16 protein-coding genes are annotated in these 14,970 nt (G+C 49.3%); 1 reads left to right on the forward strand and 15 read right to left on the reverse strand.

The window, feature by feature from the left end; translation table 11 throughout:
• The first annotated feature begins 32 nt into the window (after positions 1-32).
• A complete protein-coding gene (locus tag GKZ89_RS01265) occupies positions 33-173 on the forward strand; it encodes a hypothetical protein (protein ID WP_155110568.1) in 141 nt (46 codons plus the stop codon).
• Here the strand turns inward: GKZ89_RS01265 and GKZ89_RS01270 are convergent.
• The 15 genes from GKZ89_RS01270 to wecB all read right to left on the reverse strand — a co-directional run bounded on the left by GKZ89_RS01270 (position 168) and on the right by wecB (position 14,481).
• Entirely contained in the window at positions 168-854 is a 687-nt protein-coding gene (locus GKZ89_RS01270) for a hypothetical protein (RefSeq protein ID WP_155110569.1), read from the reverse strand. The two genes, GKZ89_RS01265 and GKZ89_RS01270, sit on opposite strands and share 6 nt — an antisense overlap.
• A 94-nt stretch (positions 855-948) precedes the next feature.
• The gene (locus tag GKZ89_RS01275) at positions 949-1,740 is read right to left on the reverse strand and encodes an ABC transporter permease (protein ID WP_241680092.1); all 792 of its coding nucleotides are present in this window, start codon (positions 1,738-1,740) and stop codon (positions 949-951) included.
• A 6-nt stretch (positions 1,741-1,746) separates the two neighbouring features.
• Positions 1,747-2,535, reverse strand: coding sequence for an ABC transporter permease (locus tag GKZ89_RS01280; RefSeq protein WP_155110570.1), 789 nt, complete (start codon positions 2,533-2,535; stop codon positions 1,747-1,749).
• Between the two features lie 13 nt (positions 2,536-2,548).
• A complete protein-coding gene (locus GKZ89_RS01285) occupies positions 2,549-3,544 on the reverse strand; it encodes an ABC transporter ATP-binding protein (RefSeq protein ID WP_155110571.1) in 996 nt (331 codons plus the stop codon).
• A 103-nt stretch (positions 3,545-3,647) separates the two neighbouring features.
• Positions 3,648-3,869: a YozE family protein gene (locus GKZ89_RS01290; RefSeq protein WP_155110572.1), complete on the reverse strand. Its 222-nt coding sequence runs from the start codon at positions 3,867-3,869 to the stop codon at positions 3,648-3,650.
• Positions 3,870-3,945: 76 nt separating this feature from the next.
• Positions 3,946-4,221: a YokU family protein gene (locus GKZ89_RS01295; protein ID WP_155110573.1), complete on the reverse strand. Its 276-nt coding sequence runs from the start codon at positions 4,219-4,221 to the stop codon at positions 3,946-3,948.
• Positions 4,211-5,614: a lysine 2,3-aminomutase gene (gene kamA / locus GKZ89_RS01300; RefSeq protein WP_155110574.1), complete on the reverse strand. Its 1,404-nt coding sequence runs from the start codon at positions 5,612-5,614 to the stop codon at positions 4,211-4,213. The genes GKZ89_RS01295 and kamA overlap by 11 nt, the downstream gene beginning before the upstream one ends.
• Before the next feature lie 67 nt (positions 5,615-5,681).
• A complete protein-coding gene (gene ablB, locus GKZ89_RS01305) occupies positions 5,682-6,515 on the reverse strand; it encodes a putative beta-lysine N-acetyltransferase (protein WP_155110575.1) in 834 nt (277 codons plus the stop codon).
• A gap of 26 nt (positions 6,516-6,541) precedes the next feature.
• Complete coding sequence (locus GKZ89_RS01310; RefSeq protein WP_155110576.1) at positions 6,542-7,807, reverse strand: peptidase; 1,266 nt, start codon at positions 7,805-7,807, stop codon at positions 6,542-6,544.
• A gap of 12 nt (positions 7,808-7,819) precedes the next feature.
• Complete coding sequence (locus GKZ89_RS01315; RefSeq protein WP_155110577.1) at positions 7,820-8,464, reverse strand: 3-oxoacid CoA-transferase subunit B; 645 nt, start codon at positions 8,462-8,464, stop codon at positions 7,820-7,822.
• A complete protein-coding gene (locus GKZ89_RS01320) occupies positions 8,443-9,138 on the reverse strand; it encodes a CoA transferase subunit A (RefSeq protein WP_155110578.1) in 696 nt (231 codons plus the stop codon). The genes GKZ89_RS01315 and GKZ89_RS01320 overlap by 22 nt, the downstream gene beginning before the upstream one ends.
• Positions 9,122-10,477: an aspartate aminotransferase family protein gene (locus tag GKZ89_RS01325; protein WP_162356342.1), complete on the reverse strand. Its 1,356-nt coding sequence runs from the start codon at positions 10,475-10,477 to the stop codon at positions 9,122-9,124. The genes GKZ89_RS01320 and GKZ89_RS01325 overlap by 17 nt, the downstream gene beginning before the upstream one ends.
• A gap of 286 nt (positions 10,478-10,763) precedes the next feature.
• Positions 10,764-12,284 carry a glycosyltransferase family protein gene (locus tag GKZ89_RS01330; protein ID WP_338324873.1) on the reverse strand — a complete coding sequence of 507 codons (1,521 nt, stop codon included), beginning with the start codon at positions 12,282-12,284 and terminating at the stop codon, positions 10,764-10,766.
• Positions 12,281-13,375 (reverse strand): tetratricopeptide repeat-containing glycosyltransferase family 2 protein, encoded by a 1,095-nt coding sequence (locus GKZ89_RS01335; RefSeq protein WP_155110579.1) that lies wholly within the window; start codon positions 13,373-13,375, stop codon positions 12,281-12,283. Before GKZ89_RS01335 ends, GKZ89_RS01330 begins: the two co-directional genes overlap by 4 nt.
• Positions 13,372-14,481 carry a non-hydrolyzing UDP-N-acetylglucosamine 2-epimerase gene (wecB, locus tag GKZ89_RS01340; protein WP_155110580.1) on the reverse strand — a complete coding sequence of 370 codons (1,110 nt, stop codon included), beginning with the start codon at positions 14,479-14,481 and terminating at the stop codon, positions 13,372-13,374. The genes GKZ89_RS01335 and wecB overlap by 4 nt, the downstream gene beginning before the upstream one ends.
• Between the last annotated feature and the right edge of the window lie 489 nt (positions 14,482-14,970).

Here is a 14,970-nt window from a genome sequence, read left to right on the forward strand (position 1 = left end):
CAAAAGGACAAGCCCTTAAAGGAGGTCTTCATATGAATTCGATCGTTAAATGGATAGACAGTGACCGGTTTGATCAGATGCTTTTACTCGGGGTACGGGTGCTCTTTGCGTTTACCATCATTGTCTGCCTGCCATATTTCATCTGGAATGTATGCCGGTGGCTTTTTTTATAAATCAGGACGGAATCTTTTCAGGCTGTCCATCACCATGTCCATCATTTCTTTATACTCCTGATCACCAAACTGCAAATAAAGCATCCGGTAATCATTGTAGATATCAAGCAGATCATTTATAAGCTGGCCCGGGTCTCTTTTGGATTCATGTTTACCAAGGGAGTATGCAGGCTGGCTTCCGGTGCTCTTGCCCTTCGCCTCTTCCTGTGCCTCTCCTTCCGCACCTTCCTTGTTCAGCATGAGCATAATCTGATGCAGCGATTTTTCCGCTTCATTATTGCTCATGACGAGGGTCATCTCTTCTTCTGCCGCCTCAAGCCACTCACCGTCAGCTACCCGCATCAGCTCATAGACCATATCTTCCCAGCCGTCTTCGAGGTAGCGCCATATTTCCGTCCGGAGACCGACTATTTTAAAGAGATCCGTACCATATCCATTTACATGCACAAGGTCTCCGATCGCAAATTGATATTCCACTTCAATCCGCTCGATTTCAAAAATTTTGCCTTCATAGTCTTTATAGAGGGACAGGGCGCTCTCAAAGAATAAAACATCCCCGTGATTGACCTCATACAAAAAAGACTGGTTCAGCTTATAGACATTCGTTACGGTTCCGACAGTTCCATATAAAACGATCACTACTACTTCACCCATTTTGTATTTAGGATACTTCGAGGCCATGCCCGCTCTCACTCCCGCACTCTTAAAAGTTAGAATAGTATATGCGGGGCTTCTGTATTCGCATGGGCAGTTCACCCGGGGCCTGAACGGTATTCTAGCTTCCTGTGCTTGAATAGTTTTTCAGACCCAGAAGCCAGACCGAATAGGCCAAAGCCATGGCTGCGGCTGCCGTGATGGGCGCAGCGGCTGCCACGTAAGCATATCCTTCGCGGTCAAGGAACCAGGCTGCTGGCAGAAAAGCCGTAAATCCGTACGGAATGATCCATGTCAGGAAAAATTGCAGCCCTTTATGATAAATGGTCAGCGGAAATCTTGCGAACTCACTCAGATTGAATACAGCCCATAAAACGGGCATACTGTCTGTCATCCAGAAAGACAGCGCCGCAAAAAACAGATTGATGGCGACGAATAGAACACCGCTCGAAAAAATAAGGAGTAGCAGCATCAAAATCTCGCCCGCTCCCCATGTTAAGTCCAAATGGGAAACCGACGTCCAAAGGATCACTGAACCAATCAACAGCTGTCCGAAGCCGTCCTGCTGCAGCCGGTCTGCACATACATGAAAAAATGGATTGATAGGACGGATCAGAAGCCGGTCCAGCTGTCCCGGCTTGATATATTGCCAGCCGAGCGTCCAAAGATTATCAAAAAAGATATGATGGATGGATCTTCCGCAAGCAGCAATCGCATAGATAAAAAGAAGTTCGTAAAACGTCCATCCATTCAAGTTTTGGATATGCCCGAACACAACGGAGAGAAAAAACACACCGGCAAATTGCTGAAGGGCCACAGAAAGGATTCCGATCAGAAAATCGACGCGGTATTCCATCATCACTTTCAGGTGGTTTTTCGCAAATAAGTAATACAGTCTCGCATATCTCCGCAAATAGCTTCACCCCCCGAAAATAGTTACCTTTCGAACCGCCAGATTCCACAGCACCTTCAGCAGGATAAATAAGGCCGCTGTCCAGAAAAGCTGGATGCCGATCGCTGCCCACGCGTCTGTTCCATTGATAAGCCCTGTGTATAAAGAGACCGGTGTAAACACCATCGCCTGAAAAGGAAGAAACAGCATCCCTCTTTCCAGCCAGTCCGGAAAGAGCGTCAGCGGAATGAGCGCCCCGGAGAAAAAGGTGATCACACCCTCTTTTAACACCCGTACGCCCCATACATTCACCGTCCAGAATGCCAGTATTCCAATTAGCATATCAAAGAATGTTCCGATCCAGATACCGAGCGCGGTGCTGATCAGAAACAGAATGAGTTCCTCCGCACTATCCGGAGGACTGATCTTCACAAAAAGAAAAGCGATCAGTGCCATCGGAATGGTCTCCCGAATTAAAAAGGACGCCTTTTGCCCAAAATCCATAAAAATCATTTTAAAAAGGTAATCATATGGACGCATTAATTCAATGGCGATCTGCCCCTGCTTGATCTCCTGTGCCAGTTCATTCCCTGCTCCGGAGACGAACCCCTGGACAAACATGGCGATGATGACATAAGTCAGCATCTCCTGCAGGGAAAGCTCCTGAATGGAAGACTGATTGGCGTATACCGCATTCCAAAAATAAAACATGATCAGGATCCGGAGGACAACAGAGACCATGCTTGCCCAATACCATGCAGAATACGCCGCGCTGATCTGCATGGATGATTTGGCGAACATCCAATATTTTCTCAAATGAAGCCCTCCTTCACAGACCGCGGTTATAGATTTCTTCCACAATCGTTTCAATTTTCGGATCCTGGATCGATAAATCTGTAATTTTATTCAACTGCAAAACGGCGGATATAACCTCCGATGCTTTCAGTTCATGATGGGAAAAGGACACAATCACCTTCTCGGTTCCTTCCCCATTTTCAAGCACCGCCTCCGCTTTGCTGCTGATGGAATCCGGCAATGCAAACGCTTGTCCCGAATCGAGTTCAAAATGAATTTCCCGCTTGGCAGAGAACCGGTCTTTTATTTCCCGCAGGCTGCCATCATATAAGATCGCTCCTCCGTCAATGATGATGATGCGGCTGCAGATTTCCTCAATGTCCTGCATATCATGGGTCGTCAGCAGGACCGTTGTACCCCATTTAGCATTCATCTCACGAATAAACTTACGAATTTTTACTTTTACAGCCACATCAAGGCCGATGGTAGGTTCATCGAGGTAAACCACTTCCGGTCTGTGGATAAATGCGGCTGCAAGTTCGCATCTCATCTTTTGCCCCAGGGAAAGCTGTCTGACCGGTACGGGAAGAAGGGCGTCGAGCTGCAGAACCTCAGTAAACAGCTCCATCGTCTCAGAAAACTGTTCTTCCGGGACTTCATAGATCTCTTTCAGGAGTTGAAAAGATTCCCTTACCGGTATATCCCAAAACAGCTGGGTTCTCTGTCCAAAAACCGCCCCGATCTGCTTTGCGTTTTCTTTTCTCCTTTTATAAGGAATGATTCCGTTTACCCGCACCTCACCAGAAGAGGGTGTCAGAATACCGGTCAGCATTTTAATCGTTGTGGATTTTCCGGCTCCGTTCGCTCCTATGTATCCGACCATTTCACCTTTCTCAATTTGAAAAGAAATGCCATCCACCGCTGTTTTTTTTTCGTACTGCCTGTTAATCAGGGATTTCATGGCCCCTCTTAAACCGGGATCTCGTTTTACGAGTGTGTATTCCTTAACCAGTTGATGTACAGATATCATTTTATCCCCCCGAACATACTTTCTGTATCCGCTTACATAGTATAATGATTATTCCACAATTTGTAAACGAAAAAAAGACCGCAATTTGCGGCCTTTTCCATGATTATTTAGACGTTTCCGTTATATAAAGCTCCCATGCTTCATCGAAGACAGACATAGCGGTCAAATAGTCAGCGCTGAGCTCCAGATAATCCGAGATTTCATCATAGGCTGTGGAATATTTCGGAAAACTGTGATCCTCGTAGGCATGGTTGGCAAACCGGCTGATGTCATCTTTGGGTTTCGGGTGCCTGTATTTCATTAAATAGTGGTAAAACGACTTCATATGGATTCCCCCGCAGATTATGGCTGATTGGATACTATTATATCCTCTCCAGCGGGGCAGTCAATTCTTTCGTATTTCAGCTGAAGTCAAAATAGTTTTTCTTCAGAATTCTCGGCTCTGCCATCAGCTTTTTATAAGAGACAGAATCATCAAGGTTCGCTGTACGGATTAAATAAAGCTGGTTTTCGATTTCTTTAATGGTTTCCTCTTCCTGGTACACCATGCTGCATCCTCCGCAAACGATTGAAGGTGCTGCAGTGATTTCGATCGCACGGGTTCCATCCGGAAGCTCCCAGTACACGTCGGCTTCGGTTTTTCTTGTTTGTTCGGAGCTGCACCATTCACACGTCATGGTCTTCCTCCGGTTTCTTGAATTGGGATTGGTATTTCTTTTCTTTCAGTTCATCCCGTTTTTCCCGCTTATCCTTTAATGTCTGATGGGCCGGATTGCTGCTGTACTGGTTTCGCCTCTCGAGGCGTTTCAGTTCTGCCGGAACCAGGGTGAGTCTTGCGTCCTCATTGATTCCAGCGATGCCGGTAAGCGATTTTTTTCCTTCCAGGCTTCCATAGACCGATTCAAAATACGCGTCAGCCGTTCCTGGGACATAATTTTCAGGCTCCGGGTAAGAAGTAATCACGCCTTCAAAATTGCGGAGAACCGTTTTGGAAGGGCTCTGGGAAAGCAGATAATTCGGCTGAAGCGTAATCTTTCCTCCGCCCCCGGGCGCGTCGACGACGAATGCGGGTACTGCATATCCACTTGTATGTCCGCGCAGTCCTTCAATAATCTCGAGCCCTTTGGAGATCGGCGCTCTGAAGTGGCCGATGCCTTCCGAGAGATCACACTGGTAAATGTAGTAAGGCCTTACGCGAATCATGACCAGATCGTGCATGAGTTTTTTCATGATGGCTGTACTGTCATTAATCCCGGCAAGGATCACCGCCTGGTTTCCGACCGGCACCCCTGCATCGGCGAGCATTTCACAGGCTTTCTTTGACTCTTCGGTGATTTCAATCGAGGTGTTAAAATGCGTATTCAGCCAGACCGGGTGATACTTTTTCAGAATGGCGCATAAGTTCTCTGTAATCCGCTGAGTAAACACGACCGGTGCCCGCGTGCCGATCCGGATGATTTCAACATGGGGGATATCCCGCAGGCTCTTCAAGATGTATTCAAGGATCTGATCATTGATTAAAAGCCCGTCACCGCCGGAAATAAGGACATCCCTTACCTCCGGAGTGTGTGCGATATAAGCTATTGCAGCGTCCAGCTGCTTTTTCGGCACTCCCATTCCAATCTGCCCCGAAAACCTTCTGCGCGTGCAATAACGGCAATACATGGAACATTGATTTGTGACAAGAAACAGGACCCGGTCCGGGTAGCGGTGGGTCAGCCCCGGCACAGGGGAATCTTCATCCTCGTGAAGAGGATCCTCTAGATCATATTTTGTTTTATACAGTTCCCTTCCAATCGGCACAGACTGCATCCGAATCGGACATTTCGGATTATCTGGATTCATGAGCCAGGCATAGTAAGGCGTGATATTGAGCGGGATGGTCTTAGCAGAAATCCTGACTCCTTCCTCTTCCTCTGGAGTCAGATTGATCACTTTCTTCAAATCATCAGCTGTCCGGATCGTATGGGTCAGCTGCCAAAGCCAGTCATTCCACTTTTCATCCGGTACATCCTTCCATAAGCTGATGTCCTTCCAATGCCGGTCAGGTGTATAAAGCTTCTGGGCCATCGGTTTCCCCCCTTTTGCTTTTACATACATTCAATGCATACAGTCTCGGAAAGTTGCCTGGCTTCACTTATTTTGATAAATCCTTATACCAGAGATTCATATTCTCGAGTCCGTCTCCTATATAGCAATTGTTAAGCAGCCTGCCTCCATACATGTAGCCGGACTGATAGAGCGACCGGTTCATCCCGAACGATCCTGCTCTTGAAAGGGAATAGGCGGAGTATATTTCCATTCCCGCCAGTTCTTTTTCAAGAGCTGTGATTAACTGCTTAAGCAGGCCCTGATTTCGATAACCTGGGAGGGTCGCGCAATCGGAAATTTCCGCGTTCCGGTTTACAAAATCGGTCTCTGCCGAGGCAGCACTTACTGTCTCCCCTTTTTCTTCCACGATCATATAGACCGTTCCCTCTTCCATCGAATGCAGGATATAGTCCGGGTCTGCTATAGGAACCGGATAAAGAGTGAACATTTTTTTATAAAAGGAAGAGAGGGTTACCGCATCTTCCGGCAGCGCCGCTCTCACGCGGGCATCCAGTCCGGAATCCGACTCTCCTGTAAAAAGTGTGCAGGCATCACGGAGAATCCGGTCTTCTTCCTTCCAGCGGGTTGTTTTTCTTCTCTCTTCTGAAAAAAACATCGCAAAGAACCAGCACGTCTCCCCCCTGAAATAAAACGGATCTGCACCCTCTGCATGCATTCCGGTCTCAAATGCTTTAAGGCAGTCTGAAGCCTTTACTTTCCAGATCAGCTTATTCACTTTACGGGACTCGCATTCTTCTATCAGGCGTTCTGCAAGCACCTTGAAATTTCCTGAATAATCATCCACCCTGCACCGGCTGTTGTAAGTGTCAAAAAAGACTGCTGCTTTTCCTTTCCCTTCAACTCTTATGATTTCTTTCATCCTAATCCCCCTTCCGCCCGGGCATCTTAGTCCGCCCGGCACCAGTTCAGGGCGAACAATGCCATAATTTTGGCCGATTCCATCACATTTTTTATTGGAATATACTCATTCGGATGATGGGCGGTTTCTGTAATTCCAGGTCCGAACACAACGGTTGGGATTCCTCCTGCAGCTGCGAGCATCCCCCCGTCCGTTCCCCACGGCGAAGCTTCGAGAACCGGGTCTTTTCCAGTAACCGTCCGGCAGCTGGAAGCAAGACCCTTAACTAGCGGATGGTCCGGCTCAAGGCTGTTTGGGAGCCATCGCGCCCCAAACCATTGCAGGCTTACCGGATGCTCTTCAAACCATGAATCGTGCTCCGGCAGCCTGCTGAGGTACTCTTGCACTTCTTTTTGGACCTCTTCCGGCTGTTCGTCTGGTGCTATACCGCATCTTCCTTCGAGAATGACTTCATCCGGAACAGAGGATGGCCACGTTCCGCCCGATATTTTCCCGATGTTGATCGGGACGGGAATCGGAGTAGCGGAATAAAGAGGATCGGTGATTCGTACGTTGCGGAGCTTCTCAAGTTCACGGAAGCAGCGGATGACGATCATCGCCTTCTCAATGGCAGAGACGCCTTCATATCTCGTTCCGCCATGGGCTGATTTTCCTCTCACGGCCACCTTAAACCACATCGACCCCTGCTGTTTCGGGAAAATTTTCATTTTCGTCGGTTCGGGGATAATGGCTCCATCTGCACGGTAACCGCGCAGGATCGCATCGAGCGTACCGGCTCCCCCGCTCTCTTCCTCGATCACGCTTTGAAAGATCAGATCGCCCTTCAGCTCAGCCCTGCATTTGACCAGTGCCTCAATGGCCATCAGCATTGCTGCATTTCCGCCCTTCATATCTGATGTCCCCCGTCCATACACCTTTCCGTCCTCAAACTTCGGAGTATACGGGTCATGAACCCATTGAGTCGGGTCCCCTTCCGGCACCACATCGATATGGCCGTTAAACAGGAGCGACTTTCCCCCGCCGCTTCCCTTCCAAACAGCAGCAATATTTGGACTTTCTTTAAAATTCGTCCGGGTGGATGAAAAATGTTGGTGCTGGACGAGCTTTTTGCCTCCAGGCTCCCACACATCGATGCTTAACCCGATTTGCCGGCATTTTTCAAGGACAATCGCCTGTGCTGCCGCTTCGTTTCCCTGTGTGCTTGGCTGTTCGACGAGCTTTTGGAGGAGTCTTATTGCGCGGTGCTCATTTTTGTCAAGCCATTGGCAGATAGCCGCCTGTTGCTGATCCATGCCCTCATCCTTTCATGATTCCGCTTTTAGTTGCGCAGCCGTGCAATCGGCCACTTCCTGAAGCGTAAAAGGCTCCATGACTTCGGCAAGTAAAAGTCCATTCTCCGTTACATCGATCACTGCCATATCGGTGATGATGCGGCTGACACACCTTCTCGCTGTCAGCGGGAGTGTGCACGTTTCGACGATCTTCGGCCGCCCATTTTTATCAAGATGGCTCATGACGACAATCACTTTTTTCGCTTTTTGGGCAAGCTCCATTGCGCCGCCCATCCCCGGTATCGTTTTTCCCGGTACAATCCAATTCGCGAGATCCCCGGCTTCGCTGACCTGAAGGGAACCAAGGATAGTCAGATCGATTGCACCGCTGCGGATCATCCCGAAGGCAAGAGCTGTATCAAAATACGACACACCTTTCGCTTCTGTCACCGGATAGCCGGCCGCATTGCAAAGCTCCCACTCCTCCTTTCCGGGAGAAGGCTCCGCTCCGATTCCGAGAATCCCGTTCTCTGCCTGGATCATGACCGGAAACCCGGCAGGCAGGAAATTCGGAACGAGGGATGGTATACCGATTCCGAGATTCACGACCATGCCTTCTTTGATCTCTTTTGCAGCCCGCTTGGCGATTTTTAGCTTCATTTCTGCTCCCATACCCATTGCCAGTTCACTCCCCTGCTTTGCACGACCGTCTGGATAAATAATCCAGGTGTAACGATCTGATCTCCCGGCAGCGACCCTGCCGCAAGAATTTCCTCCGCCTCTGCAGCTGTGTAATCTGCCGCCATCGCCATAAGAGGGTTCATATTCCGTGCACTTTTACAGTACGTCAGATTCCCCCACTCATCTGCAGCCCCGCAGAAGAGTATCGCAAGATCGGCGCGTATTGCCGGCTCAAGCAAATATTCCTTCCCCCCGGTATGGATGATCTGCTTGCTTCCCCTGACTTCTTCTATATCGATGCCGATATCGGTCAGAATCCCGCCAAGGCCTGTACCGCCTGCCCGGATTCTTTCAGCGAGTGTTCCCTGAGGGGAAAATTCGACCTCAAGCTTCCCTTCTGTCATCAGCCTGCCTGCCACAGGGTTTGAACCGATATGGGAGGCGGTCAGCTTCCTCGCCCTCCCAGCCGTGATCAGTCTCCCCGCTCCAATTGCCGGAAAGCCGGCATCGTTGCAGATGATATGAAGATCTTTCACTCCTTTTTCCAGGATGGCATCGATCAGGGAGGGAGGAGAGCCAACACCGCCGAATCCCCCAATCATGATCGATGAACCATCCTGAATGCAGGCTATCGCTTCTTCTATGGACCGGGTTTTATTCATGCCCTCCATCTGGTACCCCCTCCCTCTGCTCTGCCCTGAAAGCGGAACAGGCTTTCGTGAACCGCTTCATGAATTCAGCCAGTTCCCTGTCATTTATCGTCAGCGGCGGTGCAGCAATTACCGCATCCCCGTCTCCCCCTTCAACGCCTGCACTGGCGGGATAAAGCAGAAGACCGTTTTTAAATGCCAGCTCGATCAGCCTGGCTCCTGCCGCCTGCTTTTTCAAAAATGGCTTCATGGATGCCCGATCCTGTACCAGCTCGATCCCGATCAGCAGCCCTTTCCCTCTTACATCGCCAATGAACGGTTCATCAAGTTCTGTAATCATCGTCTTCAGCCTGTCTCCCTGCTGTTCAGCGTTAAGAATCAGATGATTGTTTTCGATATACTGCAAGACAGCTAGAGAAGCTGCCGCTGATTGAGGGTTGGCGCTGTAGGTGTGTCCGCTCATAATGCTCCGGCTTCCCTGCAAAAATGCCTCCATCACCCTGTCAGTAGCTACAACTGCGGCGATCGGTGCATACCCTGCCCCCAGCCCTTTCCCGAGTACAGCAAGGTCAGGCTGACAGTCCCAATGCTGAATCCCAAGCACGTTTCCCGTCCTGCCCATCCCCGTCATCACTTCATCTGCGATAAAAAGGATTTCATTAGCGGTGCAGATTTCCCTGATTTTTTCGTAATAACCTGCCGGGGGAACGAGGCATGCCCCTGCAGCTCCGACAATAGGCTCTGCGATGAAAGCCGCTATATTCTGCCTGCCTCTTCTTTTGATGGACCGCTCCAGATCTTCTGCACACATGAGGCCGCACTCCGGATAAACCTTTCCGAACGGGCATCTCGCACAATACGGCGGCGCAATATCGGGCACCCCTGACATATGGTATTGAAAACGCTCTCTCCTTTCAGGAAACCCGGAGAGGGACAGAGCCCCCATCGTAATGCCGTGATAGCTTCTCCATCTTGACAGGACGATAGTTTTAGAAGGCTCTCCTTTTTCCTGCCAATACTGGATCGCCATTTTCATCGCGGTCTCTGCTGCTTCCGAACCGCTGTTAACAAAAAAACTGTGGTTCAGATCACCCGGAAGCCACTCGGCGATCTTGGCCGCCAATGCTTCCGCAGCAGCACTTGTAAACTGAGATCTGTATACAAACGATATTTTCTTAGCCTGGGTATGCATGGCTTCAGCCACTTCCTTAATTCCATGGCCAATGCTGCACGTGATCGCACCCGAAGACCCGTCCAAATAGTCCCTGCCGTCTGCCCCGTACAAATAAACGCCTCTCCCGAAAGATATTTCCGGGAGCTTTCCGCCGATCTGAGGTTTTATCAGGTAACTCCTGTCCACCCTTCCCCCGCCTCCTGCCCATACTCTTTTTCTACTATATGAACCGCTGAAGCGGTTTATATCAGGAGGATGAATGGATTTTAAGGAAACCCGGTTTTCCTTTTCTGAAAAAAGCCGGCTGATGGAGGGTTCCCTTTTCAGCCGGCTTTTTATCTGTTCAATTGGTTTCGGACATCAGCGGTGCAGACCATTCAATCTTAAAACCACGCTCTTCAAACTTCTTGGTGTTCTGGCCGAAAGCTGTTAAAAATTGATAACGTAAAAACAGCCGGATAGACTCCGGCTGTTAATCGCTCCACTCGATTAAGTTGGGATGCGGATCGAGAATGGATTCATACTGCTCCTTAACACCATACAGATAATCCGGATCGAGCTTTCTGTAACGCTCGTATTTTGCCACCCGGTCAGCCTCTCTCGCCCATCCAAAGTGCTTGATGCGGATGGAAGAAAGGCCGTTAGGCTGCTGGAAAATGTTCTCTGGGAAACGGCCGCAGTGCAGAGCACTTTCTTTCCATTGATACGGAAAGTCTCTTTTATATTTTAATAAAAACGGTCTGTAAAACTGGTGTGCCCTCCACATCGGGTCTTCCCGGTAGTGCGTTTCACTCCAGAAATCAAACAGGCGAAAAGAAAACAGCTCGTAATCCTTGCTTTGCGTCAGCTTGCGGAGATCTGGGCAGAATCCGGTTTCAAGCATCTCATCAGCGTCCAGGCTCAAAATCCAGCCCGGATCCGTCGCGATCGTCTCCTCCCACTGCTGCCGGCGTAGGGTGATTTCATTGCTGAATCTTGATTCAACATTATGCACAATTAAATGCGGCACCCCGCTTAACCCTTCGCGGCAGATATCCGCTGTCCGGTCTGTGCTTCCGTCATTAATGATCACTGCATAATCAATGCATGGGGCATGATGTTTCAAGACGTCTTTCAGATACCGGTTTTCTTCATTTTTCACGACCATCGAAAGGGTAATCTTCGGTTTTTCAATCACTTTGATTCTCGGCTTCCTATGCACTTTCCTAAAAAACGCTTCCGTCCCGCCCAGATCGGAATCCCTGTAAATATGGTATGGAGGATAGCACGTATCTGCCCAGAGCGATAGTCCGAGCGCTGCCGCACGGATCGAAAAATGTCTATCCTCTCCCCAAAAGGATAAGTTCGGTATTTCCTTAAACGCGACCCCTTTTTTAAGAGCATTCAGCGAGAGCAACGTGCACGCTCCGAGTCCGCCGACTTCGTATTGCCCAGGCACCTTCATCTGATTGATAAACTCGTGAAAGCGGGTGTTCGACTCTTCCGGACTGAGCTCTTCGTTTCTCCCTTTCCGGTATTGCGTGTATTCATCTGAGAGCCAAACTTGCGGCTGCTCCATTGCATACGGCTGCCACTTCGTCCAGAACACCTCTGAAATAATGTCTTTATCCTGGGCGATCAGATGACGGATTGTCTCTGGATAAAGGAGCAGGTCGGAGTCTACGAGAAAAAGATAATCATATTCGTTCTCTGCCGCATGACTGATGATGGAATCTTTAAATCCCGCCACCTTCCAAACGAGGTGCTCATTCCAGTAATGAGTAGCATCATCTTTTGCGTAATAGTCGCTGAAGGAGGACGGCTGGATCAACGTTCTTGGCGTTTTTTGCTGAAAATCCTGCAACAGCCTGGAGGAACCAGGGGCCGTATTATCATCGATAAAGTAATAATCAAGCATGATTCCAGCAGAATCCAGATGTTCTAGCGAATACAGAAACTCTTCCAGTATTTCCGGCTTCTGATGAATGGGGCTTCCGACGAGAACTTTTTTCACGATTCACCGCCTTCCTTTTTTAACTCTTCAAGCTGCTGAAAGTAGTTTTTGTTGTACAAATACTGTTTGCTGTCCGGGCGGATGGCGCCGGCCAGCTCATTATGGCGGTATGCCGTCTCATGATCGCCAAGACGGTCATAGCAGACACAAAGCTGGAGGTGCGGAATGTAACCGGAATACGCATGGTTGTATATGCCCCACGTATCTGCGGGAACACCGTTATCGAGTGCCTGTTTGTACCAGTGAATGGCAGCAGGATAGTCTCCCTTTTCAAAAAACGTATAAGCGAGCCGGCAGCAGAATTCCGGCCTTGGAACACCGTACGTAAAGGAACGGAGAATGCTGACGGTCATTTTTTCATGGTCTCCCGTTTCGTGATAGCAGTCTGACAGCTTGCCGCAGGCCGAGATGTTATCCTCTATCCAGCCCTGACCGCCTGCAAGAAATTTTTCATAATATTCTATCGCCCGCTCGAACAGACCGTGGTCCTTCAGCTCATTTGCAAAGTAATACGTATCCCTTGGAGAAAATTCCTCCCCCTGCTTCAGCCGGTTTTCATAGATGCGGAGATTTCGGTCTGAATCATGATGGATGCTCGCATGTGTAACGGCAATATCACTCATCTCAATGTGTCCGCCAACCTCCAGGAACTCATGTACGGGCCCGATCCACCTGAAGTTCCGGCTTCTTTTTACCAGACGGTTTCTCCTCAAGCGAGTGACGGGGTTGCCATGTTCGTCCATGGCAAGGTTGTAGAACATCGATACAGAATCTACTGAAGGATTCAGTTCTTTTTTCAGCTTTTTAAACTTTTTCCGGTCTCCCTCAAGAAAAACATCGTCCGCATCCAGCCAGAGAATGTATTCCTTTGTTGCTTTCTTGAAGGCAAAATTACGGGCTTTTGCAAAGTCATCCACCCATTTGAAGTCATACACCTTTTTCGTAAATCTGGAAACGATTTTCTTCGTGTCATCCGTAGAACCGGTGTCGATGATAATGATTTCATCTGCAATCCCCTTCACCGATTCCAGGCATCTGGCAATGACATCTTCTTCGTTTTTAACAATCATACATAAACTGATTGTAATCATGAGCGGTGATCCTCTCCTCTATAAATGCTGACTAAATGATTTTTAATACGCTCCGATGCCCGGCCGTCTCCATACGGGTTCTCAGCCTGGGCCATTTTCCGGTAAGCTTCCGGGTAATCAAGCACCTGTTTAATGTCAAAAAGAATCCGCTCTTTCGTCAGACCAGTCAGCTTGATCGTTCCGGCACGCTCGCCCTCTGGCCGTTCCGTGTTTTCACGCGCAACGAAAACAGGAACATTCAGAGCCGGCGCTTCCTCCTGGATGCCGCCTGAATCGGTAAGGACAAGATAAGAACGCTTCATAAGATGGGTAAATTCGAGGTAATCGAGCGGTTCGGTGATCAGAACCCGTTCATGGGAATGAAGGAACTTGTGGACTTCACTGCGGACGAGGGGGTTTTTATGAACCGGAAAGATGACAGTCAACTCGGGATAGGTTTGGACGAGGAGATTGAGCGCTTCATATACACCTTGAAGCTTATGGAGATTTTCCCGTCTGTGGGTCGTAACGAGGAGGATCTTACCTTTTACATCCAGTACGGGGTTAGGTGTGAATGGCATAGATGCTGTATTTAAGAGGGCATCAATGACTGTATTTCCGATGACAATGATCTGTTCAGGTGCGATGCCTTCAGCGAGAAGATTCTGCCGGTTTGCATCCGTCACAGCAAAATGGTGAGTCGCCAGCTGATCGATCATTTTCCGGTTCATCTCTTCAGGGAACGGAGAATAGCGGTCGCCGGAACGCAGCCCCGCTTCCACATGCCCGACCGGGATTTTTTTCAAATAAGAAGCATAGCTGCTCACAAATGCCGTCGTTGTATCCCCGTGGACAAGCACAACATCCGGCTTCTCGGCATCCAGCACCGGCCCCAGTCTCATTAAAATCTCAGCACTGACGCTCTCAGGTGTCTGGACGGACTTCATTATATTAAAATCGTAATCAGGCACAAGCCCAAACAAATCCAAAACATGATCCAGCATCTCCCTGTGCTGGGCCGTGTTCACCAACACATGCCTCACTCCCGGCTCCCTTTTCAAACACTGAATCAGCGGAGCCATCTTGATCCCTTCCGGCCGGGTTCCTAAAATCGTCATCACTTTCATAACATGCTCCTTTTTCGCTTAGTGAAAGGAGTCCGCTGCTTGTAAAGACTCAAACTAGTGTATGAAAAAATGGTCTGGCCCGCCTGTAAAGAAAGCCCAAGCCCTGGCCTAAATTGGAGGGTAATTTGTTCAGGTGGAGTTTCCGGGAATGGGGCGGAAGGAAAAGGTTCGCGGCGGCAGAACGTTGGGAAGCTGCTGGGTATGTGCGGGGAATAGGCGAATGGGGAGACTTTGGGATGTGCGGGGGCTGGGGATGAGCATAACGGGGCGGATGGGACGGGGGTGCGGTTCAGCATAGTGGGGCGGAAATGGGTTTGCAGTTCATTGACTTTGCATGTGAGACGGAAGCTGGGTTTCAGCTTAATGGGAGGCGCTGCACGGGAATGTGTTCGCAGTAAGTTGGTGTTGCAGATGGGACGGGCGGGGGTTTAGCATGACGGGAGGCGCTGCACGGGAATGTGTCCTCAATACGTTGGCGGTACATATGGG

The organism is Metabacillus mangrovi, from assembly GCF_009711125.1.
GTDB lineage: Bacteria > Bacillota > Bacilli > Bacillales > Bacillaceae > Metabacillus_B > Metabacillus_B mangrovi.